The 24977-nt window shown below is 70.9% G+C and carries 24 protein-coding genes; 10 read left to right on the top strand and 14 right to left on the bottom strand.

Annotated elements, in window-relative coordinates; translation table 11 throughout:
• Together ACIQI8_RS33625 and ACIQI8_RS33620 are read left to right on the top strand one after the other, a co-directional pair.
• Nucleotides 1–906 carry an acyl-CoA dehydrogenase family protein gene (locus tag ACIQI8_RS33625; RefSeq protein ID WP_402359723.1) on the top strand — a complete coding sequence of 302 codons (906 nt, stop codon included), beginning with the start codon at nt 1–3 and terminating at the stop codon, nt 904–906.
• Nucleotides 907–1461: 555 nt separating this feature from the next.
• On the top strand, nt 1462–1923 hold the full coding sequence (locus ACIQI8_RS33620; RefSeq protein WP_402359720.1) for an ATP-binding protein: 462 nt from the start codon (nt 1462–1464) through the stop codon (nt 1921–1923).
• 295 nt (nt 1924–2218) lie between these two features.
• Here the strand turns inward: ACIQI8_RS33620 and ACIQI8_RS33615 are convergent, their stop codons facing one another.
• Nucleotides 2219–3145 (bottom strand): cyclase family protein, encoded by a 927-nt coding sequence (locus tag ACIQI8_RS33615; RefSeq protein ID WP_402358907.1) that lies wholly within the window; start codon nt 3143–3145, stop codon nt 2219–2221.
• A gap of 85 nt (nt 3146–3230) precedes the next feature.
• Between ACIQI8_RS33615 and ACIQI8_RS33610 the strand changes: the two genes are divergently transcribed.
• From ACIQI8_RS33610 to ACIQI8_RS33595, 4 genes are all read left to right on the top strand, one after another.
• Nucleotides 3231–4136 carry an SDR family oxidoreductase gene (locus ACIQI8_RS33610; protein WP_402358904.1) on the top strand — a complete coding sequence of 302 codons (906 nt, stop codon included), beginning with the start codon at nt 3231–3233 and terminating at the stop codon, nt 4134–4136.
• A gap of 109 nt (nt 4137–4245) precedes the next feature.
• Nucleotides 4246–5397, top strand: coding sequence for an acyl-CoA dehydrogenase family protein (locus tag ACIQI8_RS33605; protein WP_402358901.1), 1152 nt, complete (start codon nt 4246–4248; stop codon nt 5395–5397).
• On the top strand, nt 5397–6446 hold the full coding sequence (locus ACIQI8_RS33600) for a Zn-dependent alcohol dehydrogenase (RefSeq protein WP_402358898.1): 1050 nt from the start codon (nt 5397–5399) through the stop codon (nt 6444–6446). Before ACIQI8_RS33605 ends, ACIQI8_RS33600 begins: the two co-directional genes overlap by 1 nt.
• A gap of 198 nt (nt 6447–6644) precedes the next feature.
• A complete protein-coding gene (locus ACIQI8_RS33595; protein ID WP_402358895.1) occupies nt 6645–7823 on the top strand; it encodes a lactonase family protein in 1179 nt (392 codons plus the stop codon).
• Nucleotides 7824–7848: 25 nt separating this feature from the next.
• Here the strand turns inward: ACIQI8_RS33595 and ACIQI8_RS33590 are convergent, their stop codons facing one another.
• Complete coding sequence (locus ACIQI8_RS33590) at nt 7849–8919, bottom strand: GlxA family transcriptional regulator (RefSeq protein ID WP_402358891.1); 1071 nt, start codon at nt 8917–8919, stop codon at nt 7849–7851.
• 71 nt (nt 8920–8990) lie between these two features.
• On the opposite strand from ACIQI8_RS33590, the gene ACIQI8_RS33585 reads away from it, so the two are divergent.
• Nucleotides 8991–10340 carry an MFS transporter gene (locus tag ACIQI8_RS33585; protein ID WP_402358889.1) on the top strand — a complete coding sequence of 450 codons (1350 nt, stop codon included), beginning with the start codon at nt 8991–8993 and terminating at the stop codon, nt 10338–10340.
• Between the two features lie 33 nt (nt 10341–10373).
• On the opposite strand, the gene ACIQI8_RS33580 is transcribed toward ACIQI8_RS33585, so the two are convergent.
• The 9 genes from ACIQI8_RS33580 to ACIQI8_RS33540 all read right to left on the bottom strand — a co-directional run bounded on the left by ACIQI8_RS33580 (nt 10374) and on the right by ACIQI8_RS33540 (nt 21579).
• Entirely contained in the window at nt 10374–10667 is a 294-nt protein-coding gene (locus tag ACIQI8_RS33580) for an SCO0607 family lipoprotein (protein WP_402358886.1), read from the bottom strand.
• Between the two features lie 125 nt (nt 10668–10792).
• Complete coding sequence (locus ACIQI8_RS33575; RefSeq protein WP_402358883.1) at nt 10793–11386, bottom strand: flavin reductase family protein; 594 nt, start codon at nt 11384–11386, stop codon at nt 10793–10795.
• Nucleotides 11387–11439: 53 nt separating this feature from the next.
• The gene (locus tag ACIQI8_RS33570; RefSeq protein ID WP_402358880.1) at nt 11440–12273 is read right to left on the bottom strand and encodes an enoyl-CoA hydratase/isomerase family protein; all 834 of its coding nucleotides are present in this window, start codon (nt 12271–12273) and stop codon (nt 11440–11442) included.
• Nucleotides 12270–14495 carry an acetate--CoA ligase family protein gene (locus tag ACIQI8_RS33565; protein WP_402358877.1) on the bottom strand — a complete coding sequence of 742 codons (2226 nt, stop codon included), beginning with the start codon at nt 14493–14495 and terminating at the stop codon, nt 12270–12272. The genes ACIQI8_RS33570 and ACIQI8_RS33565 overlap by 4 nt, the downstream gene beginning before the upstream one ends.
• 164 nt (nt 14496–14659) lie before the next feature.
• Nucleotides 14660–16153, bottom strand: a complete 1494-nt coding sequence (locus ACIQI8_RS33560; protein ID WP_402358874.1) for a flavin monoamine oxidase family protein — start codon at nt 16151–16153, stop codon at nt 14660–14662.
• Between the two features lie 207 nt (nt 16154–16360).
• On the bottom strand, nt 16361–17551 hold the full coding sequence (locus ACIQI8_RS33555) for a flavin-containing monooxygenase (RefSeq protein WP_402358872.1): 1191 nt from the start codon (nt 17549–17551) through the stop codon (nt 16361–16363).
• 147 nt (nt 17552–17698) lie between these two features.
• The gene (locus tag ACIQI8_RS33550) at nt 17699–19441 is read right to left on the bottom strand and encodes a caspase domain-containing protein (RefSeq protein ID WP_402358869.1); all 1743 of its coding nucleotides are present in this window, start codon (nt 19439–19441) and stop codon (nt 17699–17701) included.
• A complete protein-coding gene (locus ACIQI8_RS33545; RefSeq protein WP_402358866.1) occupies nt 19434–19907 on the bottom strand; it encodes a hypothetical protein in 474 nt (157 codons plus the stop codon). The genes ACIQI8_RS33550 and ACIQI8_RS33545 overlap by 8 nt, the downstream gene beginning before the upstream one ends.
• A 52-nt stretch (nt 19908–19959) precedes the next feature.
• The gene (locus ACIQI8_RS33540; RefSeq protein WP_402359717.1) at nt 19960–21579 is read right to left on the bottom strand and encodes a subtype B tannase; all 1620 of its coding nucleotides are present in this window, start codon (nt 21577–21579) and stop codon (nt 19960–19962) included.
• Nucleotides 21580–21808: 229 nt separating this feature from the next.
• Here ACIQI8_RS33540 and ACIQI8_RS33535 point away from each other — a divergent pair, with 229 nt between their 5' ends.
• The 3 genes from ACIQI8_RS33535 to ACIQI8_RS33525 are packed head-to-tail and all read left to right on the top strand — an operon-like array spanning nt 21809 to nt 23306.
• On the top strand, nt 21809–22264 hold the full coding sequence (locus ACIQI8_RS33535) for a DoxX family protein (RefSeq protein ID WP_402358863.1): 456 nt from the start codon (nt 21809–21811) through the stop codon (nt 22262–22264).
• Nucleotides 22261–22683, top strand: a complete 423-nt coding sequence (locus ACIQI8_RS33530) for a Zn-ribbon domain-containing OB-fold protein (protein WP_402358860.1) — start codon at nt 22261–22263, stop codon at nt 22681–22683. The genes ACIQI8_RS33535 and ACIQI8_RS33530 overlap by 4 nt, the downstream gene beginning before the upstream one ends.
• 8 nt (nt 22684–22691) lie before the next feature.
• Nucleotides 22692–23306: a GNAT family N-acetyltransferase gene (locus ACIQI8_RS33525; protein WP_402358857.1), complete on the top strand. Its 615-nt coding sequence runs from the start codon at nt 22692–22694 to the stop codon at nt 23304–23306.
• Nucleotides 23307–23352: 46 nt separating this feature from the next.
• On the opposite strand, the gene ACIQI8_RS33520 is transcribed toward ACIQI8_RS33525, so the two are convergent.
• The 3 genes from ACIQI8_RS33520 to ACIQI8_RS33510 form a co-directional block, all read right to left on the bottom strand.
• Entirely contained in the window at nt 23353–24018 is a 666-nt protein-coding gene (locus ACIQI8_RS33520; RefSeq protein WP_402358854.1) for a pyridoxal 5'-phosphate synthase, read from the bottom strand.
• Nucleotides 24019–24060: 42 nt separating this feature from the next.
• The gene (locus tag ACIQI8_RS33515) at nt 24061–24486 is read right to left on the bottom strand and encodes a pyridoxamine 5'-phosphate oxidase family protein (RefSeq protein WP_402358850.1); all 426 of its coding nucleotides are present in this window, start codon (nt 24484–24486) and stop codon (nt 24061–24063) included.
• 95 nt (nt 24487–24581) lie between these two features.
• Complete coding sequence (locus ACIQI8_RS33510; protein ID WP_402358847.1) at nt 24582–24935, bottom strand: VOC family protein; 354 nt, start codon at nt 24933–24935, stop codon at nt 24582–24584.
• Nucleotides 24936–24977: the final 42 nt, after the last annotated feature.

Below are 24977 nucleotides of genomic sequence, written 5' to 3'. Positions count from 1 at the left end.
GTGCGGTTTCAACTGACCGTTGAGCAGAAGGATTTGCGGGATGCGGTGCGAGCCGTGATCGGTAGTCGGTCGGCTGCGGGTTCGTGGGGGCTGGTCGCGCCCCGCGGCGGAGCCGCTGATGTACACAGCCCCGCGCCCCTAAAAGCTCCTCGGCTGGACCGGGGTTTGTGGCAGGCCCTCGGTGACCTTGGGTTGTTCTCTCTGCGGTTGGCCGAAGCTGACGGAGGCGCTGGACTCGGCTTGCCCGAAGCCGTGTTGGCGTTCGAGGAAGTCGGGCGGGCGTTGGTGGTGGGGCCGTTGGTCGCCACTCATCTCGCGGCCGGGGTGGTGCCGGGAGCGGCTACCGGGGAGACCGTGGTCGCCGCTGCCGATGGCCGGCTCGTGGAGTGGCTGGACGAGGCCGATGTCGTGCGGGCGGGGGCCGAGGGGGCCGTGCCGTTGCGGTCGGTGGATCCGCTGACGCCGTTGCACCGGGTGCCGGCCCCGGCGCGTACCGACCCCGTCGCCGTGCTCCTCACCGCCGCCGAGCAGCTGGGAACGGCCACGCGCGTGTGCGAGCTGGCGGTGCAACACGCGCGGACCCGCGAGCAGTTCGGGCAGCCCATCGGCGCCTTCCAGGCCGTCAAGCATCTGTGCGCGGGGCTGCTGGTGCGGGCCGAGGTGGCCCGGGCCGCGGTCTACGCGGCGGCCGTGACCGCCGACCGGACCGACATCGCCGCGGCCCGGCTGCTCGCCGACGAGGCCGCCGTGCGGGGCGCCCGCGACTGCCTCCAGGTGCATGGCGGCATGGGCTTCACCTGGGAGTCCGAGGTGCACCTGCACCTGAAGCGGGCGTGGGTGCGGGAACAGCGTGGCGGTGGAGGTGCGGAGGGAGAGGAGTTGCTCGCGGCGGAGCTCGTGGCTTGAGGGGCCCGGCCCGGTCGCGGCCCGCGACGGGTGCGGGACCGCTCCCACTTCATGTCGCGGATCGTGGCATGCACGAATCACAGGACGAATCACAGAGCGTTGATATCGGGTTGTGTCCTACGTGTGACTCGTCACGGCCCGGAGTCGGGTGTCAGCTCCGGTACCTTGTGTGAGATGCGAGTGGTTCCGAGCATGAGCCATGCCGGTGTTGCCTCTGGGGCGACTCCGGACCGGGCGGTGCGCGCCGCTGCTCGCGGGGCGGGAGAGGCCGACACCCCCGCCTGTTCGACTCCCCAGGGCGAGCGTCGCACAGTATGCCGCACGGGTACTCCTTCGCGCTGGAATATGCCCGAAGCGCTTGTTGGGGTGACTGAACGTCAACCATGCTGTCTCGCAAGGGATTCACGTTCCGTGACCCTTGCTCTGGCCACTGTTCTGGCCATTGTTCTGGCCATGCAGAAAATGGCTACGATCGTGGCCCTCGTCGCGGCGCGTGCGTGGCGCGGGGTCATGTGTCCGCCGGTTCGGATGGTGTGAGCGGTGCAGGTGCTTCAAGTGCAGCTGGAGATCCGGCCCGACCCCGCCGAGGTGGGGCGCGCCCGGCGCTGGGCTCGTTCCCGCCTGGCGGGGTCCGGCATAGCGGCCGACGAGTCGCTCGCCGAGACGTTGATCCTGCTCGTCTCCGAGCTGGTCACCAACGCCGTGGTGCACACCGGCTGTCCGGCCGTCCTGCGGCTTTCGCTGCCCCTGGCCGCGGCCGACTCGGCCACCGTCCGCCTGGAGGTGGCCGACGCCAGCGACCGGGCTCCGGTGCCCCGCTGTGTGGACGGCGACGCGACCGGCGGCCGGGGCCTGGCCCTCGTCGACGGGCTCGCCGACCGCTGGGGCTGGAGCCCCGAGGGCGGCGGCAAGCGCATCTGGTGCGAACTCGACCGATGTACCGAGCCCGGGGAGACCGCGACGGCGTACGGCGGTGGCGTGTCGACGTACGAGGTGCTGGCTTTCGACGTCGTGTGATCCCCCGGGGTGAGGCGATGCGCCGGGACGTGCTTCTGTGCGCGCCCACGGCAAAGAGGGCGTAAGTGACAAATCCCCGTAGGGCTGTTGACGCGTCGTGACCGTCTGATCACCCTGGTGGTCAGCGATTCGCCGCGAGGGGACGGCGAGGGTTTCGTGACGGGGAGCCCTCGGCGAGTGTGGGTCGTGGTTCGGCGTCGGGCGGGAGCGCCGGAGTCGGGCCGGCGGCGCGATCGAGGGGTGGGGGGAAGACGCGCCGCCGGCCGATGGCTCCCCCCGCTGCCCTCCGGATCGTTCACAGGATGGCGACCGGAGCCACCGGAGTGCCCGTCGCGCCGACGAAGGGCTCGGGCATCGCGGACAGCAGGAACGCGTACCGGCCGACTTCTCCACAGGCTGTGGACAACTCTTCGAGATTCCAGTTCTGGCCCTGCAGCATGCCCATCTCCACCAGGTCCAGCGCGTGCACGGGCAGCCACAGGTCCTCGATCTCGGGCGGAAAGATCTCGAACGTCAGCGTGTCATTGGCGACCGCGGCGACATCACGCGCATGGAACCACTCCGGCGTCCGGACCGACAGACCGGGCGAGGGATAGCCGTACGCCTCCTTGTTCCCGGCGAGATAGACCTGCACCTGCCCGGTCCGTACGAGCACGATGTCGCCGGCGCGCACGCGCGTCCCGGCGAGTTCCTCGGCGGCCTCCAGGTCCTCCGGCGTGACCGCGTGCCCGCCCTCCAGCCGGTGCACCCCGCGTGCGCGTGCCACGTCGAGGAGCACACCCCGCGAGACGATGTGCCGTGCCTTGTCGATCCCGCTGAACTCGGCGCCGCCGTGCGGGGTGACGGTGGTCGCCGGGCGGCCGTTGTAGAGCCGGCCCGAGTGCGAGACGTGGGGCAGCGCGTCCCAGTGCGTGCCCGCCTGGAGGCCCATCGTCACGGCGTCGTCGCTGCACGCGACCGTGCCGGGGCCGAACAGCTCCTGGTTGATCTGCACCATCGCATGCAGCGGATTGACCCGGCCCGGGATCATTCCGGTCTGCACGCCGTCCTGCTTGAGGGGGAGGGCGAGGGGGACGCGGCGGCCGGTGCGGACGGTCGCGGCGGCCTCCCGTACGACCTCGTCGGTGATCAGGTTGAGCGTCCCGATCTCGTCGTCCGGTCCCCAACGGCCCCAGTTGTTCACGCGCTTGGCGATGTCGTGGAACTCGGCCGGCAGTGACATCCGGTTCCTCCCTGGGGCTTGTGTCCGTGCATCCGACGCGACATAAAATCTAACGGTCCGTCAGAAACCGCGGGAAGGGGCCGGCGTGGGGAACTTCTTGGCAGGCAAGGTCGTCGCCGTGACCGGCGCCGGGCGGGGCATCGGGCGGGCGGTCGCGCTGGCCGCGGCGGCCGAGGGGGCCAAGGTCGTCGTCAACGACTACGGCGTCTCCGTGGACGGTGCGTCCCCCGCGAGCGAGATCGCCTCGGCGGTGGTGAAGGAGATCGAGGCGGCGGGCGGCGAGGCCGTCGCGGTCGCCGACGACATCTCCACGATGGCGGGCGGACAGCGGGTCGTGGACGTCGCGCTGGCGACGTACGGGCGGATCGACGGGGTCGTGTGCGTCGCCGGGATTCTGCGGGAGCGGATGCTTTTCAACATGTCCGAGGAGGAGTGGGATCCGGTGATCGCCACGCATCTGAAGGGCACGTTCACTGTTTTCCGGGCGGCTTCCGCGGTGATGCGGCAGCAGCGGGCGGGGGTTCTGATCGGGTTCACCAGCGGGAATCATCAGGGGTCGGTTTCGCAGGCGAACTACAGCGCGGCGAAGGGCGGGATTATTTCCCTGGTCCGTAGTGCCGCGCTTGGGCTGCACAAATATGGGGTGCGGGCCAATGCGGTCGCCCCCGTGGCGCGTACGCGGATGTCGGCGAACGTTCCTGTGGAATTGGCGGAGATGGGGGAGCCGGAGGATGTGGCGGCGCTTGTTGTGTATCTGCTGTCCGAGCGGGCTGAGGGTGTGACTGGGCAGGTTTACACGGTGGCGGGGGCGAAGATCGCGGTGTGGGCACAGCCGCGGGAGCTGCGCGCGGCGTATGCCTCCGGCGGGTGGACGCCGGAAAAGATTGCGGAGTTTCTGCCTGGGTCCGTTGGGGTGGATCCGATGCCGATGCTTTTGCAGTTGTCGGCGATGGAGAAGGCCGCGCGGGGTGGAGATCGGCCTAACGCCTAATGGTTCGGGGGGTGTTGTTCGGTGGCGGGTGCGGGCTCGTTGTGGCTGGTCGCGCAGTTCCCCGCGCCCCTGGGTGGGTCGGAAAAACGTGCCTTGAGAGGAGACCGGCGTGGAGTTCGGGTTCACCGCTGAGGATGAGGCGTTCAGGGCGGAAGCGCGGGCCTGGCTCTCGGAGCACGTCGAGCCGGGGCGGGATCGTCGGGACTGGGAGCGGGAGCTTGGTAAAGCCGGGTGGATCGGGCTCGGATGGTCTGAGGCCGGATATGGGAATCGGGTTGCCGGTCTGACTCAGCAGGTTGTCTGGGCCGAGGAGTATGCGCGGTCGGGGGCGGCTCCCCGGTCCGGGCATATCGGGGAGAATTTGTTGGGGCCGACACTCATTGCTCATGGGACGGAGGAACAGAAAGGGCGGTTCCTGCCGGCCGTCGCCGCCGGGGACGAGTTGTGGTGTCAGGGATACAGCGAACCGGGGGCCGGGTCGGATCTGGCCGGGGTGCGGACTCGGGGTGAGCGGGAGGGGAGTGGGGGATATCGGGTCACCGGGCAGAAGATCTGGACCTCGCTCGCCCATGAGGCCGACTGGTGTTTTGTGCTGGCGCGGACCGAGGCGGGGTCCGTGCGGCATCACGGGCTGACTTTTCTGCTCGTGCCCATGGATCAGCCGGGGCGGATCGAGGTGCGGCCCATTCGGCAGATGACTGGGACCAGCGAATTCAACGAGGTGTTCTTTGATGGGGCGGTGGCTCGGGCGGAGCACGTTGTGGGGGGTGAAGGGGGTGGCTGGAAGGTTGCCATGAGTCTGCTCGGGTTCGAGCGGGGGGTATCCACGCTGGCCCAACAGGTGGGGTTCGCGGAGGAGTTGGGGCGAGTCGTGCGGGCCGCCGTCGCGAGTGGGGCCGTGGGGGATGCCGTCGTGCGGGAGCGGTTGCTGCGGCTGTGGGGTGAGTTGCGGGTGATGCGGTGGAACGCATTACGGACGCTGGGGAGTTCGGGGGACGCCGGGGCGCCCAGCGTGGCCAAGCTGTTGTGGGCGGGGTGGCATCAGCGGCTCGGAGAGGTCGCGATGCTCGTGCGGGGGGCCGGGGCGACGGTCGGGCCGGGGGACTGGTCGGCTGCGGCGCCGTACGAACTCGACGTCGCGCAGCGGCAGTTCCTGTTCTCGCGGGCCGACACGATCTACGGCGGCTCGGACCAGATCCAGCGCACCATCATCGCCGAGCGGGTGCTCGGTCTGCCGAGAGAGCCCAAGGGGGTCGTGTGATGCGCGGTGTGGTGTTCGACGGCAAGCAGGTGGAGGTCGTGGACGACCTCGACGTACGGGATCCGGGGCCCGGTGAGGTGCTGGTCGCGATCTCGGCCGCGGGGCTATGCCACAGCGATCTGTCCGTGGTGGACGGGACGATTCCCTTTCCGGTGCCGGTGGTGCTCGGGCATGAGGGGGCCGGGGTGGTGGAGGCGGTGGGGGCCGGGGTCACGCATGTGGCGCCGGGTGACCATGTGTCGCTGTCCACGCTGGCCAACTGCGGGACCTGCGCCGAGTGCGACCGGGGACGGCCGACCATGTGCCGGCAGGCGATCGGGCGGCCGGGGAAGCCGTTCACGCAGGGCGGTCGGTCGGTCTACCAGTTCGCGTCCAACTCCGCCTTCGCGGAACGGACCGTGGTGAAGGCCGTACAGGTGGTTCGTATCCCCAAGGACATTCCGCTGCCGTCCGCCGCGTTGATCGGATGCGGTGTGCTGACGGGGGTCGGCGCCGTGCTCAATCGGGCCAAGGTGGACCGGGGCGAGTCCGTGCTCGTCATCGGGACCGGCGGCATCGGGCTCAACGTCATCCAAGGCGCCCGGATCGCGGGGGCGTTGCGGATCGTCGCCGTGGACGCGAACCCGGCGAAGGAGGCGGTGGCGCGGCAGTTCGGGGCGACGGACTTCCTGACGTCGACGGAGGGTGTGAAGGACCTGCTGCCGACCGGGGCCGACCACGCCTTCGAGTGCGTGGGGCGGGTGGAGCTGATCCGCCAGGCCATCGACCTGCTGGACCGGCACGGGCAGGCGGTGCTGCTGGGGGTGCCGCCGGCGAGCGCCGAGGCGTCCTTCCTCGTCTCCTCGATGTACCTGGACAAGTCGATCCTCGGCTGCAGGTACGGGTCCTCGCGGCCGCAGCGGGACATCGCGCTGTACGCCGAGTTGTACCGGGCCGGCCGGTTGCTGCTCGACGAGCTGGTGACGGAGACGTATCCGGTCGAGGACTTCGAGAAGGCGCGCGCGGATGCGGAGGCGGGGCGGGTGGCTCGGGGGGTGCTCACGTTCTGAGGGCCCTGGGGTGCTCACCGTCTTGGCGAAGTGGTGTGCCTTGGCGCGGAGTTGGCGCTGATTCTTACGAAGCCCGGACGTCGGGTCCCTCATGCGCTGTTTGCCCGCTTGTGTTCCTCTGGCGCGGCCTAGCGTTGCGGTCGTCCGGCGAAGAACGTGCCGGCCTCTGATTCCGCGTTCCGCATGAGGAGTACTCCCATGGCTCTCGCCAGGTCCCGCGCCGCTCGTGTCTCCCGCATCGCCCGTACGGCGGGTGCGGGTGCCGTCGCCATAGCCGCAGCCGCCCTCTTCGCCGCTCCCTCCGCCAGTGCCGCAGGTGGGCAGCGCGCCGCCGACTCCCGTACGCACGGCGGTAGTTCGGCCGTGTTCGTGCAGACCGACGACACGAGCGCGAACACCGTCGTCTCCTACGAGCGCGCCGCCGACGGCACCCTTCACCAGAAGGGTGTCTTCCGCACCGGGGGCAAGGGGGGCGTGCTGGCCGGGACCGTCGTGGACCACCTGGCCTCGCAGGGGTCGCTCGCCTACGACCGGCGCCACCACCTGCTCTACGCCGTCAACGCGGGCAGCGACACCGTGACCGTCTTCGCCGTGCACGGCACCCACCTCCGGCGGGTCCAGGAGATCTCCAGCGGCGGGAAGTTCCCGGTCAGCGTCACCTTCCACGGCGACCAGGTCTACGTCGCCAACGCGCTCGACGGCGGTTCCGTGCAGGGCTTCGTGCGGACCGGCGAGCGGCTGGTCAAGGTGGCCTCCTGGCACCGCGAGCTCGGTCTGGACGCTGCTGCCTCGGCCGTCGGGCAGATCTCCTTCACGCCCGACGGTTCGTGGCTCGTGGTCACCACCAAGGCCTCGGGGCAGAGCATCGACGTCTTCCCGGTCGGCGGGTACGGCAGCCACGGCGGGCCGTCCGCGAAGCCCGTGGTGACCTCGCTCCCGGGAGCGGTGCCGTTCGGCTTCGACTTCGACTCCGCCGGGCGGATCCACGTGACGGAGGCCGGGACGAACTCCGTCGGCACCTTCGTCGTCGGCCGGGACGGGAAGTTGACGGCGAAGGGCACGGTCCCGACCGGCCAGGCCGCCACCTGCTGGGCGGTGACCGCGGGCGGCAACGTCTACGCCTCCAACGCCGCCAGCGGCACGCTGTCCGGCTACCGGGTGGGCCCCCAGGGCGAGTTGACCGCGCTGGGCAACACGGCCACCGACGCCGGCACGGTGGACGCCGCGGCCTCCTCGGACGGCCGGTACCTCTACGTCCAGGCCGGCGCCAAGGGCATCGTGGACGAGTTCCGGGTGAACAGGAACGGCTCGCTCACCGCGATCGGGTCGGTCGTGGTGCCGGGTGCCGTGGGCGGCGAGGGGATCGTCGCGGGCTGAGCCAGGGGACAGCCGGGGCGCGGGTTCAGGGGGCGGCGCCGACACTGCCGTAACTCTCGGACCCGTTGCCCTGGGTTCCGGTGCGGAACGTGCGGCGGTACGTCGTGGGCGTGACGCCGAGCGCCGCCTGGAGGTGCTGTCGCATCGACTGGGCGGTGCCGAAGCCCGCGTCCGTGGCGACCTGGTCGATGGACAGGTCGCTGGATTCCAGCAGGTGGCGGGCGCGTTCGACGCGCTGTTGGGTGAGCCACTGGCCGGGGCTGACGCCGACCTCCTCGCGGAAGCGGCGGGTGAAGGTGCGTACCGACATCGCCTCCTGGTCCGCCATGTCGCGCAGTTGGATCGGCTCGTGCAGGCGGCCCAGCGCCCAGGCCCGCGCGGCCGTCGTGGTCGCCCACTGCGGGTCGGGGACCGGGCGGTGGATGTACTGCGCCTGACCGCCGTCGCGATGCGGCGGTACGACGGTGCGGCGGGCCACGTCGTTGGCGACCGCCGTGCCGAAGTCCCGGCGGACCATGTGCAGGCACAGGTCGATGCCGGCCGCGACGCCCGCCGAGGTCAGGACGTCGCCGTCGTCGATGAACAGCACGTCCGCGTCGACCTCGATCCGCGGGAAGAGCCGCTGGAAGCGTTCGGCGTCGGCCCAGTGCGTGGTGGCGGGGCGGCCGTCGAGGCGGCCGGCGGCGGCGAGGACGTAGACGCCGGTGCAGATCGAGGCGAGGCGGGTGCCGGGGCGGATGCGGGCGAGGGCGTCGGCCAGTTCCGGGGTGAGGACGCCCTCCTCGAAGACCGGGCCGAGCTCGTACGACGCCGGGACGATCACGGTGTCGGCGGTGGCCAGGGCCTCCGGGCCGTTCGGGACGTGGATGGCGAAGTCGGCGTCGGTGTCGACCGGGCCCGGCGGCCGGATCGAGCAGGTGACGACCTCGTACAGCAGTCGTCCCTCGGCGTCCCTGGGGCGGCCGAAGATGCGGTGCGGGATGCCCAGCTCGAAGGGGAGCAGGCCGTCGAGGGCGAGCACGACGACGCGGTGCGGGCGGAACTCCGGTTTCTGGGGGTAGTCCGGCTCCTGGGGGTACTCCGGCTCCTGACTCATGGCCCGATCCTAACGAATGCTGTCCTTCGGGCCAGTAGTCCGGAGAGGGCGGAGGTCAGAAGCTGTATGTCGTGACCCAGACAACCGAGGCGGGCGCCGCCGCAGAGGACACCCGGCCGGGCAAGCCGATCAAGAAGCGCAACCGCCCGCGGCGGAGCCGCAAAATGTCACTGCACCGGGCGTGGTTCGTCGCCGCCGTCACCTTCGTGACGATCATCGGTGCCGCCGCCTTCCGATCGCTCCCCGGCCTGCTCATCGACCCGCTGCACCAGGAGTTCGGCTGGTCGCGCGGCACGATCGGCGCGGCGGTCTCCGTGAACCTCGCGCTGTACGGGCTCACCGCGCCGTTCGCGGCGGCGCTGATGGACCGCTTCGGCATCCGCCGGGTCGTCGCGGTGGCCCTGAGCGTGATCGCGCTCGGCGCCGGGCTGACCGTGTGGATGACGGCGGCCTGGCAACTCATGCTGTGCTGGGGCCTGTTGGTGGGCCTCGGCTCGGGCTCGATGGCGCTCGCCTTCGCGGCCACGGTCACCAACCGCTGGTTCACCGAACGCCGGGGCCTGGTCACCGGCATCCTCACCGCCGCGTCCGCCTCCGGCCAGCTGATCTTCCTGCCGGTGCTGTCCTGGATCGTCGAGAAGCACAGCTGGCGTCCGGCGGCGGTCACGGTCGCCCTCGCCGCCCTCGCGGTCGTCCCCTTCGTCTGGCTGCTGCTGCGCGACCACCCGGCCGACGTGGGCCAGAAGCCGTACGGGGCAACGGAGTTCGTACCGAAACCGGCGCCCGTGCAGGGCGCCGCCCGGCGCACGATCAACGTCCTGTTCTCGGCCTCCCGCACCGGCACCTTCTGGCTGCTGGCCGGCACCTTCGCGATCTGCGGTGCCTCCACCAACGGCCTGATCCAGACCCACTTCGTGCCGGCCGCCCACGACCACGGCATGCCCGTCACGGCGGCGGCCTCGCTGCTCGCGGTGATCGGCGTCTTCGACGTGGTCGGCACGATCGCCTCCGGCTGGTTCACCGACCGCTTCGAACCGCGCCGCCTGCTCGCCGTCTACTACGCCCTGCGCGGCGTCTCGCTCCTGTTCCTGCCGATGCTGCTGGCCCCCTCGGTCCACCCGCCGATGCTCTTCTTCATCGTCTTCTACGGCCTGGACTGGGTCGCCACCGTCCCGCCCACCGTCGCCCTGTGCCGTGAGCAGTACGGCGAGGACAGCGCGATCGTCTTCGGCTGGGTCCTCGCCTCCCACCAGGTCGGCGCCGCCCTGGTCGCCTTCCTGGGCGGAGTCGCCCGCGACGCCTTTGGCTCCTACGACATGGTCTGGTACGCCTCCGGGGCGCTGTGCGCGGTGGCGGCGCTGATGGCGCTGGTGATCCGGCGCAGGCCGGTCGCGGCGGTCCCGTCGGTGGCGGTCGCGTAGCGCCTCCGGATCGGGACGGCGCTCACGTGCGGCTTACGGAGCCGAGACGACCTTGCCCTGTGCGTCCACCGCGTGGGAGTCCCAGTACGTGTCCCACTTGTCCCCGACGTGCTGCGGCACCTTCCCCTTCGGGTAGCGCACGTAGCCGCTCGGCGCCGCGTCGCCGTTCGTCACGCAGGCGCCGCCGGCGGAGCTGCCCACGGCCATGACCGGATACTCGCCCGTGTTGCAGATGGCGTCCGCCGTGGAGAACGAGCAGGCGGACAGCAGCCCGGCGGTGCTGATCACAACAGAAGCGAGTACGGCAACTCGCGTGCGCTTGCTCATGGTTGAAGGCTCCTCGGTCAGCCGCTCGAAGGCTCGAATCGGTCTGGGAGCAAGGCTGCCCGAGGACGGCGGACCCCTCATGAGTACGTGGACTCAGAAGCGGGACGCGGGCTACTCAAGAGTGGTCAAAGGAACCGGCCCTTGTGGAACAGCAGCGGCGCCACGTCGGTCTCGTCGCCCGTGCCCAGCGCCTCCACCCGGCCCACCACGATGAGATGGTCGCCCCCGGTGTGGACCGCGTGGATCGCGCAGTCGATCCACGCGACGGTGCCCGCGAGGCGGGGTGAGCCGGAGACCGGGGACGCGTCGTACTCCACGCCCGCGAACTTGTCCGCCCCGCGCACCGCGAAGCCGCGGCACAACTCGCCCTGGCCGGCGCCCAGTACGTTGACGCAGAAGGAGCCGGCGCGGGCGATGCGAGGCCAGGTGGTGGACGTACGGCCGACCATGAAGGCGATCAGGGGCGGGTCGAGGGAGAGGGAGGAGAAGGACTGGCAGGCGAAGCCGGCGGGGCCGGTCTCGGTGTCGGTGGCGGTGATGACCGTGACGCCCGTCGCGAAGGTGCCCAGGACGCGGCGGAACTCGGTCGGGTCCAGTGGCGCTCGCTCGTCCTCGCCGACGCAGCGCAACTCCGGTCGGGGCAGCGCCTCCACGCCGGCCGGGGTCCCGGCCGACTTGAGGTAGCGAACGGCTGCCGCTGCTGCCCCTGCGTGTCCCATCACGATTCCATCACCGTTCCCATTAGAGCTGACGGTTCATCAGAGTGAAAGGGCTAGCGGCCCTGGTAGTCCGGAGTCCTGCGCTCCACGAAGCTCCGCACCCCCTCCTGCGCGTCCCGCGTCGTCATGTTGATCTCCTGCGCCGCCGCCTCCGCGGCGAACGCGGTGGCGCGGTCGCTGTCCAGGGAGGCGTTGACCAGCTGTTTGGTGAGGGCGAGGGCGCGGGTGGGGCCGGTGGCCAGACGGATCGCCCACTCCTGAGCCGTCTTCGCCAACTCCTCGTCCGGGACGACCCGGTTGACCAGGCCGAGGCGTTCCGCGTCCGCCGCGCCCAGCGCGTCGCCGAAGAACATCAGCTCCTTCGCCCGTTGCGGGCCGATCAGCCGCGGCAGCAGATACGCGCCGCCGCCGTCCGGGACCAGCCCCCTGCGCACGAACACCTCGATGAACCGCGCCGACTCCGCCGCCAGTACGAGGTCGCAGGCGAGGGCGAGGTGCGCGCCCAGGCCCGCCGCCGTCCCGTTGACCGCCGCGATCACCGGCTTCTCGCAGTCCAGGACGGCCGCGATCAGGCGTTGGGCGCCGAGGCGGATCGTGCGGGCCACGTCTCCGGGCAGCCGTTCGCCGGTCGCCGCCCCGCCTGCCCGCAGGTCCGCGCCCGCGCAGAAGCCCCGCCCGGTGCCGGTGAGGACCACCGCCCGTACGGACGGGTCGGCCGACGCCTCCGCCAACAGGCCGATCAGCCGGTCCCGTTGGTCCGGGGTGAGGGCGTTGAGGGCCTCGGGGCGGTTGAGGGTGAGGTACGTGACGTGGTCGGTGACCGTGTGGACGAGGTCGGCCGTCGGTGGTGTGGTCTGGTCGGCCGGTGCTCGCATGCCCTCCGTCATCGGCACACCGCCAGCGCGTCCAACGCCACCGCGCCCTGTCCCCGGGGCAGCACCATCAGCGGGTTGATGTCCAACTCCGCGAGATCGTCCCCGAGTTCGAGCGCCATGCGCTGCACCCGCAGGATCACCTCGACGAGCGCGTCGAGGTCGGCCGGCGGCCGTCCCCGCACCCCGTCCAGCAGGGCGCGTCCGCGCAGCTCCGCGAGCATGTCCCGGGTCTGCTCCTCGCCGAAGGGCGGCACGCGTACGGCCGCGTCGTGCAGGACCTCGACCAGCACCCCGCCGAGCCCGGCCGTGACCGTCGGTCCGAACAGCTCGTCGTGCGTGACGCCGACGAACATCTCGACGCCCCGCTCGACCATCTGGCAGACCAGGACACCGTCCAGCGTGACCCCTTCGTAGCGGGCGATGTCCGTCAACTCGCGGTAGGCGTCCCGTACTTGGCTGGCCGAGGTGAGGCCGATCTTCACCAGGCCCAGCTCGGTCTTGTGGGCGATCTGCGCGCCGGAGGCCTTCATCACCACCGGGTAGCCGACCAGGCCTGCCGCGCGGACGGCCGCTGCCGCGCTGGTCACGAGTTGCTCGCGGGGGACGCGGATGCCGTATGCCCGGAGCAGTTGTTTGGCCGCGTGTTCGCTCAGCTGCTGGCCCGGGCGCATCAGGGCCTGTGCCTTGCGGAAGGACGGGGAGTGGGTGCGGGGGGCCTCGTCGAAGGGGGAGCGGTAGCGGGCGGTGAAGCGGTGGTGGTCGAGGTAGGCGCGGACGGCGGTGACGCAGTTGCCGGCCGTGCGGAAGGTGGCGACCCGGGAGGAGCCCAACAGCACCTCGCGGTAGGCCGGTTCGGTGCCGACGGGGGAGCCCCAGACCACGCAGACCAGCTTGTCGGTCTGCTCGGCCGCGTCCACCAGGTCCCGTACGAGCCGGTCGCTGAGCGGCGGGAACGGGCCGGTGATCGGACAGATCAGCACCCCGACCGAGGGGTCGTCGAGGATCGCGTCGATGATTTTGCGGCCGCGGTGGTCGCCGACCGGGTGGCCGCCGTTGTCGACGGGGTTGGCCACGCTCAGGAACTCGGGTATCCACTGGTGCAGTTCGGCCTGCTTGGCCTCGGACAGCACCGGCAGGGTCAGGCCCGCGCCGGTCGCCAGGTCGGCGAAGTGGGCGCCCGTGCCGCCGGAGATGGAGTAGACGACGACTCCGTCGGCGACGGGTGGACGGGCGCGGGCCAACAGGGCCGCGGTGTCCTGGAGTTCGTCGAGACCGTCGACCCGGATCACCCCGAACTGCCGCATCGCCGCGTCCACCACCGTGTCCGCGCCGGTCAGCTTGCCGGTGTGGGAGGCGGCCGTGCGGGCGCCGGTCTCGGTGCGGCCGACCTTGACGGCGACGACCGGGACCCCGCGGCGGGCGGCCCGGTCGGCGGCGAGCAGGAAGGAACGGCCGTCCTTGAGGCCCTCGACGTAACAGGCGATGGCGCCGACCTCCGGCAGCTCCGCGAAGTAGGAGAGGAAGTCGGCGGTCTCCAGATCGGCTTCGTTGCCGGTGGGCGCCCAGTGGGAGAGGCGGATGCCGAGCTCCTGGAGCGCGAAGACGGGCCGCCCCTGGTGCCCGGACTGGGTGATCAGCGCGATCGCGGGACCGTCGAGGTCGTCCCGGAACCGCTCGAAGGCGTTGAGGTTGGTGTTGGGCCCCAGCAGCCGCATCCCCGACCGCCGTACGGCGGCCGCGAGTCGGGCCTGTGCGGCCGCTCCCTCGGCGCCGGTCTCCGCGAACCCGGAGGCGAAGACGACCGCGAACTTCACCTTGGCCTCGGCGAGTTCCTCGATCACGGGCAGCGGCTCGGCGACCAGCAGGACGGCGAGGTCGACCTGTTCGGGCAGGTCGGCGACGGCCGGGACGCAGGGCAGGCCGAAGACGGACGGGCGCGTGGGATGCACGGGGTGCAGCCGCGCCCCCACCCGCTCCGCCCAGGCGACCAGTTGCCGGGTGACACCGGTGTTGGGCCGTCCCTCCGTGTCCGAGGCGCCGATCACGGCGACGGACTCGGGCCGGAAGAACCGGTCCAGATCGGGTACGCCCGCGTACAGCGGCCGCCCGCCGACATCGAGGTCGTCCACCTCGGCGGGCCTGCCGTGCACGGCAGGCGCGGGTTGCTCGCCGCAGGCGATGACCCTGGCCCGGCGGGAGTCGGTGGTGAGAGTGCCGTGGGTTGATCCAAGCATCGTCCGCCCGCTCCTGTGAGACAGCCAAAATAACTGACGCTCTGTCAGATTACTGAACTGACGCGGTGTCAGGAACGGGCGTGCGTGCAAAGTTGAACTAAGTGGTGTGGGTCAGCGCCCCCGGAGGCTCACGCAACGGCTCCCGCCGAGGCGGGCGTGTCGACTCACAGCGCCGCGAGCACCTCCTTGGCCGCCCGCTCCCCGGAACGGACCGCTCCGTCCATGTACCCGTTCCAGTACGTCGACGTCTCCGTGCCGGCCCAGTGGATGCCGTCCACCGGGGTGCGCAGGGCGGTGCCGTACTCGGTGAGGACGCCGGGCGGGGCGTAGGCGACCGGGCCGCCGCGGGTGAAGCCCTCGTTGTCCCAGCGCTGGAGGACGAAGGACGTCGGGGCCTTGGCCTTGTCGCCGAAGTAGGTGGCGTAGTCCTTGAGGACGGCCGCCTTCACGTCGGCGACCGAGGCGGCGTCGAACTCGCGCATCTCATCGGCCTCGATGAAGCCCATCAGGGCGCCGTAGGAGGCGTCGGGCGGGGAGTTGTCGAAGGTGGAGCGGACGGCGCCGGTGTCGCTGACGACCTGGCCGTTGAGGCCGTCGGCGCGCCAGAACGGGGTGTCGTAGACGGCAATGGCCTTGCCGATGGAGCCCATCGGGAGGCGCTGGCCCAACTGGTCGCGGGCGGCCGGGAGGAGAGGGTCGAAGGTGATGCGGCCGGCCAGCGGGGGCGGCACCGCGACCACGACCTTCTTCGCGGTCACCGTCACGCCGTCCGCCGTCACCACGTACTTGGCGCCGGACTTCGTGATCGAGCGCACCGGCGCGCTCAGCACCACGCGGTCGCCGAGGGTGGCCGCGAGCTTGATCGGCACCTGCTGGGAGCCGCCGACGAAACGCGACTCCTGGGCGCCGTTCGCGGTGTCGGTGAGGCGTTCCAGGGTGCCGGGGGTGGACTCGTTGCCCGCGGCCGCGATGTAGAACAGCACGAAGAGCAGGGAGAGTTCGCGGGGCTGGGCCGAGAAGATGGACGTGGTGGCCACGTCGAGCAGGAACTTGGCCGACGGCACGATCGCGTTGGCGTTCAGCCAGCTCTCGAAGGTCTGCTTGTCCCACTCGGCGGCCTTCGGCGCGGTCCAGGGGGCGCCCACCGGCACCTGCTTGGCCATGTCGTCCAAAGACGCCTGCACGATCGCGGCGTTGGCCAGGCCCGCCACGTCGATCGGCGGGACCGAGCCGAGGAGTCCGTCGGTGGCGTACGGGGTCTTCTTGCCGTCCTTGTAGAGCAGGTTCTTGCCGGTGTTGTACGTCGTGAAGGTCGCGACGCCGAGCGAGTCGGCCAGCGCCTTGATGCGGTCCTGGGTGGGGCCGATGAACTCGCCGCCGCCCTCGGTGACCCCGCCGTTCGCCAGGGCCAGGTTCACCACCCGGCCGCCGACGCGGTTCCGGGCCTCCAGGACGGCCACGGTCCTGCCGGCGGCCACCAGGTCGCGGGCCGTCGTCAGCCCCGCGAGTCCGCCGCCGACGATGGCGACGTCCACGTCACGGGTGGCGGCGGCGGCCGTGCCGGCGGCGGTGCCGGTGAGGGCGACGGCTCCGGCGGTGGCGGCCGCGCCGCCGATCAGGGAGCGTCGGGAGAGCGAGAGCTGTCTTTCACGTGCCACGTGCGTCCTCCGTCGATGAGCGAGAGGTGGGCGGAGCTGAAAGATGCGCACCGGGTGGGGGAACGGGCGCAGAAAGCTGAGCAGCGCTCACATTCTGGACCCATGGCGGGGCGCGGTACAGCTCCTTGGCCACATCCGTCTCGGACGTAACAGGAGTCGCAGGTGGGGGAGTTGACGGAAACTACTTCTCGGTACGGGACCGGCTTCTCACGACCGTCGGCGCCGGCGGTCCTTCACGACGGCCTTCGCGATCTTCTCCGCGTCGATGGCCATCTCGCGGAGCATGCCGCTGATGGGGTTGGTGAAGCCGGTGAAGTACAGGCCGGGCGCCTGGTCCGGGGTGCGCGAGCCGTGGACGACGGGCTTGCCGCGCTCGTCGAGTACGTCGAGATGGCCTACGAGGTCTTCGAGACCACGGGCGTAACCGGTGGCGGCGACGATCGCGTCCGGCGAGATGAGGCTCCCGTCGGCGAGCGCGACCTTGCCGTCCTCGAAACCGGCGACGGCGGCCACGACCTCGACCTGGCCCTTGCGCACGGCGTTGATCAGACCGACGTCCAGGATCGGCACGGCGCCCTCCTTGACCCGGCTGTAGAGCCCGGTGTCCGGTCTGGGCAGCCCGTGCGCCGACAGGTCCGGGATGCTGAGTTTCGCCATCGGCCGGGCCAGCCGGTCGACCAGGCGGACCGGCAGCCGTCGTACCAGCACGCTCGTGTACTGGGCGGCCCAGCCGGCCGTCGAACGGCGCACCATGTGCGGGGTGGTGCGCACGGCCAGCCGCACGCGCGAGGCCCCGCCCTCGACCAGGTCCACGGCGATCTCGGCACCGGTGTTGCCGACACCGACGACCAGCACGTCACGACCGGCGTACGGCTCGGCGTTGCGGTACGCGCCCGCGTGCAGGAAATCGCCCTTGTACGTGTCGAGTCCGGGCCAGTCCGGGACGTTCGGGGTGTGGTTGTATCCGGTGGCCACGACCACGGCGGCGCCGGTCAGTTCGCGACCGCCGGTGGCGTGCAGCAGCCAGCCGTCGCCGTCCGCGGAACGCTCGACGCGGGACACCTCGACGCCGGTGACGATCTCCAGCTCGTGGTGCTCGGCGTACTTCTCCAGGTATCGCACCACGTCGTCCCGTGACACCCAGCGCCCGAACCGGCGCGGCATCTTCAGCCCCGGCAGGGACGACAGGCGCCGGGTGGTGTGCAGGTGCAGCCGGTCGTAGTGCCGCCGCCAGGACGCTCCGACGCTGTCGGACTTCTCCAGCACGACCGCGCGCATGCCCCGAGCACGCAGCGCGTACGCGACGGCCAGGCCGCCTGGACCGCCCCCGATGACGTATACGGGGCGGTTCGTCTGCGTGGATGCGGCGGCTGGTGCGGTCGCTGTGGAGTCGGCCATGAGCGCGAGCGTAATCACACCCCTCGTTGATGGGTCTCGGTCAAGAGGGGAATTGGTTGCGGATTGATCACGGGTGGAGGAGGAGCGGGTGGGATGCGTGGCGTAGAGCATTAGGACACCAGGGCGCCAGGAGACCAGGACACTCGGCTAGGAGCGACCGGTCACCGCGGCGAGGGTCGACGCCGATACGGACTTGGCGCGACCGCTCGGCCAGAGGAGGCCGTCGGGGGTGCGGACGACCACCCACTGGCCGGGGGCGGGGAGGCCGATGACCTCGACGGGGGTCGGGGACCCGGTGCTGAAGGGCGGGTCGCTCCTCTGGACGCGGTTGGCGTAGTAGGAGTGGGGGAGCGTCAGGCTGAGGTCCTCGGACCACAGCACGATGCTCCGCTTCAGGTGGACGGTCACCAGTCCGGCGTCGTCCATGCCCGTGATCGGGGGCGGGTTATGGACCTTCAGCAGCATGGGGGTGACCGGCAGGGAGGGGAGCCGGAGGAAGCGGCGCAGGCGGAGGAAGACCCACAAGACGCCGGCGGAGGCGCTCAGGAGTGTCAGGGAGAAGACCGCGAGGAGGAACAGGACGACCAACGTGGTGCCCCGCCACACACCGTCCCCGCCCGCTGTCAGCAGCCACACGAACAGGCTCACCGACACCGCGCAGCCGATCAGTGCCGCCAGCACGAACCACGCCTCGCGCGTGAGTCTGCGGTAGACCGGGTCACGTGACTTGAGGACGGTGTGGGTGGCTTCGGTCAGGGTGGGCCGCGTCGCGGTGGGCCAGCGGCCGGCGAGCCGCGCCCGGTCGAAGGCGGCCAGTTGCTCCGCCGACCAGACCAACGTTCCGGCACCGTCGGGCAGTTCGAACCGCACGTCCCGCGCCGGGGTCGTGATGGCCGTCGGCCGTACGGGTTTTCGGCGGATCCCGAACTGCCCGTGGGCGAACCACCAGCCCTGAACCACACGCTCACCGTCACCCCCGGCCGCGACCAGGTCGTCCCGGTGCACGGTCAGCGTCCCCGCCGGTTCGGTCAGCAGGACGTGCAGCACTCCGCTGAAATGGCTCTCGATCCGCGGTCGTTCGCTCACGCCGTGGGCGTCGGTGAACAGGGGCCGCAGGTCCGGCGATCCGGGGACGGCGGTCGAATCCGGCGTTCCCTCGACCGAAGCCGCCCCCACCCGCCGCGCGAGCGCCACATGACCCGCCCGCCCCTCCGCCTTCATCTCCGGGTGCTGACCGGACCCGCGCATACGGGAGTCCACGTATCGATAGACGTCCTCGACCGTCACATACCCGTCCGCGCCCGTCGTCCCGTGCCGCAACCCCGCCACCAACGCGGCGGTGAACGGGCTCGGTTCGTCCTCCCCGGACGCGTCCGCCGCCGTCTCCAGCAGCCCGCACCCCGTCATCACGAACCGACCCCGACCGGCGAACCGGGCTGCCGCCTCACCCCCCTTGGCCGTGGCCGCCCGTCCGCTGAAACAGCAGTCCAGGACGACGACGATCGCACGGGCCGCGCAGTCGTCCATCAGCTCGGTGACGTACGACTGCCGGACCGAGCGGGTGCGCAGCCAGTCGAGGGTGGTGTCGTGGGTGCACAGGTGCAGCCGGTTGTGCAGGTCGAGGCGGCCGTGGCCGCTGTAGTAGAGGAGCAACTGCTCGCGTGCGGTGGCCCGGTGGAAGAAGGTGAACAGGGCCTCCTGGACCTGCTGGGCCGTCCCGTTCAGTACCGAGGTCACCTCCCACGGCAGCCCGGCCTCGGGATCGTTGAGCGCGGCGCGCAGCTGCGGGAGGTCGTTCGCCGGGCCGCGCAGCCGGTGCAGTGCCGGTTCGTCGGGGAACTCGGCGTTGCCGATGAGCAGGGCGCGGTAGACGACGGGGGTCTCAGCCAACGGAGTTGCCGTCCGGCTCGGAGCCCCCTGACGCACCGGGCTCCGCCGACTCGGCCACCGCCCCCGCATCGGTCCCTGCCACCGCGTCCGTCCCCGCCGCCGCCCGCAACCCGTGCTCCAGCGCCGCCTGCAACGTGGCGTTGTCCGCGGTGGACGCCGTCGCCGTGAACTCGCCCTTCCGGCCGTTCACTTCCCAGGCGAGGTGGACCGTGCGGTCGCGGTCGCGCACCAGCCAGGCCTTCACCACCGCCACCACACCGGCCACCACGGCCGGACTGAGCAGCACGGCCACGTCCGGCAGCCAGCCGCCCTTGGTGCCGGGCCGGGCAGCGGTCGGCCGCCCGGTCACCACCCGAGTCTCCCGCCCCAAGTCCCCGTGCAGGACCCGTACTTGGGACAGCCATCTGTCGTCATCGGCGGCGAAGCGATCGCTCGTCGCCGTGACCGACACCCGCAGTTCCTCCACTTGTGCACCACCCCCACCGGGAGGGTACTAGGGCAGGCGCCGTGCGGAAGGGCTACTTCTTCGCGCCCCGATGCCCCGTCACCTGGGCGATCCACTTGATGAAGTCGCCGGGGTCGGTGTTGGCGCCGTGACCCTCGTCCCAGTAGTAGAGGTGGTTCACGTCGTCGCCGAGGTTGTCCAGGCGGGCGGCCAGGTTCGCGGAGACCGCCAGTGAGGTGTCCGAGTCCTTGGTGCCGAGGCGGATCCACCAGTGCCTGGAGCGCTTGGAGTTGACCTTCTCCACCAGGTGGTACATCGGGTTCATGAGGTGCAGCAGCTCGGGGATGTCGCTCGCGACCCGCTTGCCGCTCAGGCCGGTCGAGTCGTTCTTCGCGCCGTACGCCGTGAAGTGCCGGGCCGACGTCGTGCCCGCGCCGAACTCGTTGTTCTCGCCGGCCGACAGGTCGAAGGCGTCGAAGGCGGGGACGTCCTTCTTGCGGGCGCCGACATGGGAGAGGAAGTCGGCCCAGGTGAAGGTGGCCCTGCCGCCGGACCAGGTGATGAAGGGGTTGGCGGCGAGGTACGTCTCGCGGGCGGAGTCCGAGAGAGCCGCGAGATATGTGGTCGCCGACGGCTCCAGGTACTGCTCGACCAGGTACTCGTCGAGGTTGCGGGCGCTCAGCGGTCCGAAGCCGTCGAGGCCGCGCAGCTTCAACGAGGCCTGGTACTCGGCGAATTGAGCTCGCAGTGCCTTCGACACCGTCTGGTCGACCTGCTTGCCGGTGCTGAGGTCGTTGCCGCCCCAGTTCCACTCGTAGGAGCCGTCGGCGTGCTCAAGATCGGTGATCGGGCACCAGGCGCCGGTCGCGAAGACCGCGTCGGAGGCGTCGGCGGCGCCGATCTCCTTGAGGTACTTGTCGTAGATCGGGCTGTCACCGGACGCGCCGAGCAGCGAGGACAGGGCGCCACCGGCGCTCGTACCGGCGGAGACGATCCGCTCGACATCGCCGGGGATGCGCCCCTTGTTGGCCTTCACGTACCGGACGGCGGCCTTGAGGTCGACGATCGCGGCGGGGGCGGTGCCGTAGTACTCGCCGCTGGAGTTCTTGAGCGTACGACCGCGGGCGCCGGGCTCGACGACGACGAAGCCGGCGGCCAGGGCGAGGAGTTGGTTGCTGGAGGTCGCGCCGCCGGAGGCGTTGGTGTTGCCGTTGGCGCCGGGCGCCGAGGCGGAGGCGGAGGCCGAAGCCGCGGCACTGGGCGCACCGCTGGGTGCCGCGCCGCCCCCGCCCATCGCCGGACCCCCGGCGCCGACCTCGGTCGCGTCCGCCACGGAGGCGGGCAGGTAGCCGCCGATGGAGTTCGCGAGCAGAATCGGGGCGTTTGCAGGGTCGACCGTCGTGCCGTCGATCTCGACCGGGGCGCTGACGATGAGGGATTGGTAGGTGGCGTCCACCGGGTGGGCGACGTAGGTGATCGCCTTCCAGAAGTGGTAGACGACCGTGTGCTCGTCGCCGTCGGTGTCCGTGACGGTCTTGGTCAGCTTCGTGTAGGCGTCCGGGTCGAAGACCAGGGCGTCCGAGGAGGAGGACGACGAGGATGAGGAGGACGCCGAGGACTGCGCGTCGCTCGCGTTCGCGCTGAGCGCGATGCCGCCGACCGCCGCGACACCGGCGGTGGCGCCGAGCCCCATGACCACTGTCCTGCGCTTCACTGCCCTGTGCTTCACCGTGCTGCCTCTCGCCGTTCCGATGTCCTGCCCTGACTTCCTGGCCTTGCGCTTGCAAACGTAGGCGAGCGACAACAAAATCGTCAACAATCTGCGACACCTTCATGGGCACCCCACGGCCCGCTGCTGGACTCACAGGTTTTTCCGACGCTCCCCTCGGCTTCCGCACATATCTGACGTACCGTCAGATGCCATGGACACGATCTGGCTCAGCGGGGCGGAATGGCTCGCGGTCCTGCGCGTAGGACTCGGCCTGTGGTGGCTGGAGAGCTGGCGGCACAAGGACAAGAAGGGCTGGTTCGAGCGCGGGACCGGGATCGAGTGGGCGGCGGGCGTGGCGGCCAAACACCGCTGGAACGCGGTCCGTTCGGGCTTCGACGTCGTTGTCCGCCCACGCCCCCGCACGATGGCGTACGTCGTCGTCTACGCCGAACTGGCCCTGGGCCTGGGCCTGGTGGCCGGCTTTTTGACCCCCGTCGCCCTGATCGGCGGACTGCTCCTGAACGTCCTCTACTTCACCCTCATGATCCACGACTGGGCCGAGCAGGGGCAGAACGCGATGATGGCGCTGATCTCCCTGGTCGCCCTGTTCGGGATGGCCTGGCAGACGTGGTCAATCGACGGCGCGTTGGGATGGTTCGGCGCATGAAGGCGACAGGATCCCCCCACGGCTACGACGTCCCGGAACCGGACGCCTTCACCCGCCCCTACTGGGAGGCGGCGGCACAGGGTCGCCTCCTGATCCGTCGCTGCACGACCTGCGTCCGCGCCCACCACTACCCCCGCGAGTTCTGCCCGCACTGCTGGAGCGAGGACGTGACCTGGGAGCCGGCGACAGGCCGAGCGACCTTGTACACCTGGTCGACCGTCCACCGCAACGACCTCCCGCCCTTTTCCGCCCGCACCCCGTACATCGCCGCCGTGGTCGACCTGGCGGAGGGGCCGCGGATGATGACGGAGATCGTGGAGTGCGGTGAGGGCGAACTGCGGGCGGGCATGCCCCTGACGGCGACCTTCCCGGACGGTGTCCCGAAATTCCGGCCGCACGAAACGGCGCCGACGACTTGAATGGCCCAATGGCCCCACCAGAAGCCCATCACACGACAGACCCCGTCCCCTCCTCGTCCCCCTTCCCCGACCTGCGAGGCCAAGGCCTCCGCCTGCGCTCCTGGGACGCGGACTCGGACGCCGACGCCGAGGACTGGCTGCGCGGGGTCAGCGACCCGGAGTTCCAGCGCTGGAACACCCCGCTCACACTGATCAGCGACCTGGACGGCGCCCGCGGGCTGCTGCGCGACCGGGTCCGGCAGCAGGCGGAGGGCACGACGGCGTCGTACTGCATCACGGACGAGTCGAGCGGTACGACGCTGGGGCACATCAGCGTCAACTCCATCAGCCATGTCTTCAGCAACGCCCACGTCGGCTACTGGGTCCTGCCCGAGGCCCGCGGCCAGGGCGTCGCCACCCGTGCCCTGCGCCTGGCCGCCCACTGGGCCTTCACCGACCTCGGCCTGCACCGCCTCGACCTCGGCCACGCCCTCGGCCACGAAGCCTCCTGCCGCATCGCCGAACGCTGCGGCTTCCGCTACGAAGGCACCCTGCGCGGCGCGATGTTCGAGGCGGGCCGGCACGACACGTTCCGCGACAGCCACTTGCACGGACGGCTGGCGACGGATCCGGCGGGGCCGTAGTGCGCAGACGTGAACCGCTCTGCGGTCTCCGCGGCCCCGACGCTCCCTACGGCCACAACAGCTCGCGCTCCCAAGTCTCGTCCGTGCGGCGGTAGTTCACCCGTACATGCTGTCGCCGCTCGTCCCCCTGGAAGAACTCCACCGCGTCCGGCCGCAGTCGGTAGAGCGTCCAGGACGGGACCGGGGCGTCCGGCTCCCGCTGGGCCCGTTCCCACGCGGCCTGCGACGCGCTCGCCAACTCCTCCAACGAGCCCAGGACTTCGCTCTGCCGGCCGGTCAGGGCGGCTGCCAGGGCGCCGGTGGAGCGGGCGTGGAGGTCGGCCTGGGCGTCCTGGGACGGGGCCGCGGTCACCGGGCCGCGGACGCGGACCTGGCGGCCCAGCAGGGGCCAGTAGAAGGCGAGCGCGGCGTGCGGGTGGGCGGCCAGGTGGGCGCCCTTGCGGCTGGTCGCGTGGGTCGCGAAGGACCAGCCGTCCTCGTCCGCGCCGTGCAGCATGACGATCCGCACGTCGGGATGGCCGGCGGTGTCCGAGGTGGCCAGGGACATGGTGTGCGGCTCCGGCTGACCCGCCGCGACCGCCTCCGCGAACCACGCCGTGAAGAGGGCGAGCGGGGTCGCGGGGGCCGTCGTCGGGTCGAGGGGCGGCAGCGAGGTGACCTCCGGGTCCCACACCCGAAGTGACCTCAGCAGCTCGTGCAGATCCGTTCCCATGGGTCGATTGTCCCGCGGATCACTGTGTCGGACCGGGCAGGGTCAGACCGACCCCAGGTCCGACGACAGCCACCGCTCCGGGCGCATCCGGACGAGCACCTGCTCGCCGTGGTTCTTCGAGGCGAACTCCACGTAGCCGTCGACCTTCTCGGCGGGCAGATAACGCGCGCTGATCTCCCGCAGGCGGTCGATCGTGGAGGGCTCGGTCGCGATCACCGGGCCCTCCACCGACACGTACCGGATCGTGGGCTCCAGCCGGTCGATCATCAGGGAGAACCGCCCCGCCGCCTGGATCAGCTCGTTCTTACGGGAGTCCAGCGCGGTCATGATCCAGACGGTGCCGTCGGGCTCGTACTGGTACCAGATCGGCACGTTGAGCGGGGCCCGGCCCGCTCCCGCGTCCACCGCCAGCGCGGCGACGTGCGGCTCGGCCAGGAACTGTTCGCGCTCTTCGCGGGTGAGGGCCATGCGGATTCCTCCAGCGGCTCGGCGTCGCGTACATCCGTACAACGGACGACGATCAGCTCCGTGTTCCCTCCCCGTGTCCCCCCTTCAGTGTCGCCCTACTGGCTCCGCCCGCCCAGCACGCAGAACTCGTTGCCCTCGGGGTCCGCCAGGACGACCCACGACTGATCGCCCTGACCGATGTCCACGCGCCGCGCCCCGTGCGCCTCCAGACGGGCCACCTCGGCGGCCTGGTCGTCGGGCCGGAAGTCGAGGTGCAGTCGGCTCTTGGCTTTCTTGGTCTCCTCGACCCGTACGAAGTCCAGCCCCGGCAGGCGGTCCGGCGCCGGGCGGATCTCGAACTCGTCGTCGGACGTGTACACGACGACCCAGCCGAGCGCGTCCGCCCACCACTGTCCCAGGGCCGCCGGATCCAGCGAGTGGACGATTACCTGTTCCCATTCCAAGGTCATCCGGCGAGCTTAGACGGGCTTGCCTGTCCCTCCTACCGGCCT

The sequence above is a fragment of the Streptomyces sp. NPDC092369 genome, from assembly GCF_044755245.1.
Classification (GTDB): Bacteria; Actinomycetota; Actinomycetes; order Streptomycetales; family Streptomycetaceae; genus Streptomyces.
Note: the sequence above shows the minus strand (reverse complement) of the source record. Positions and strands in the feature narration are given on the sequence as shown.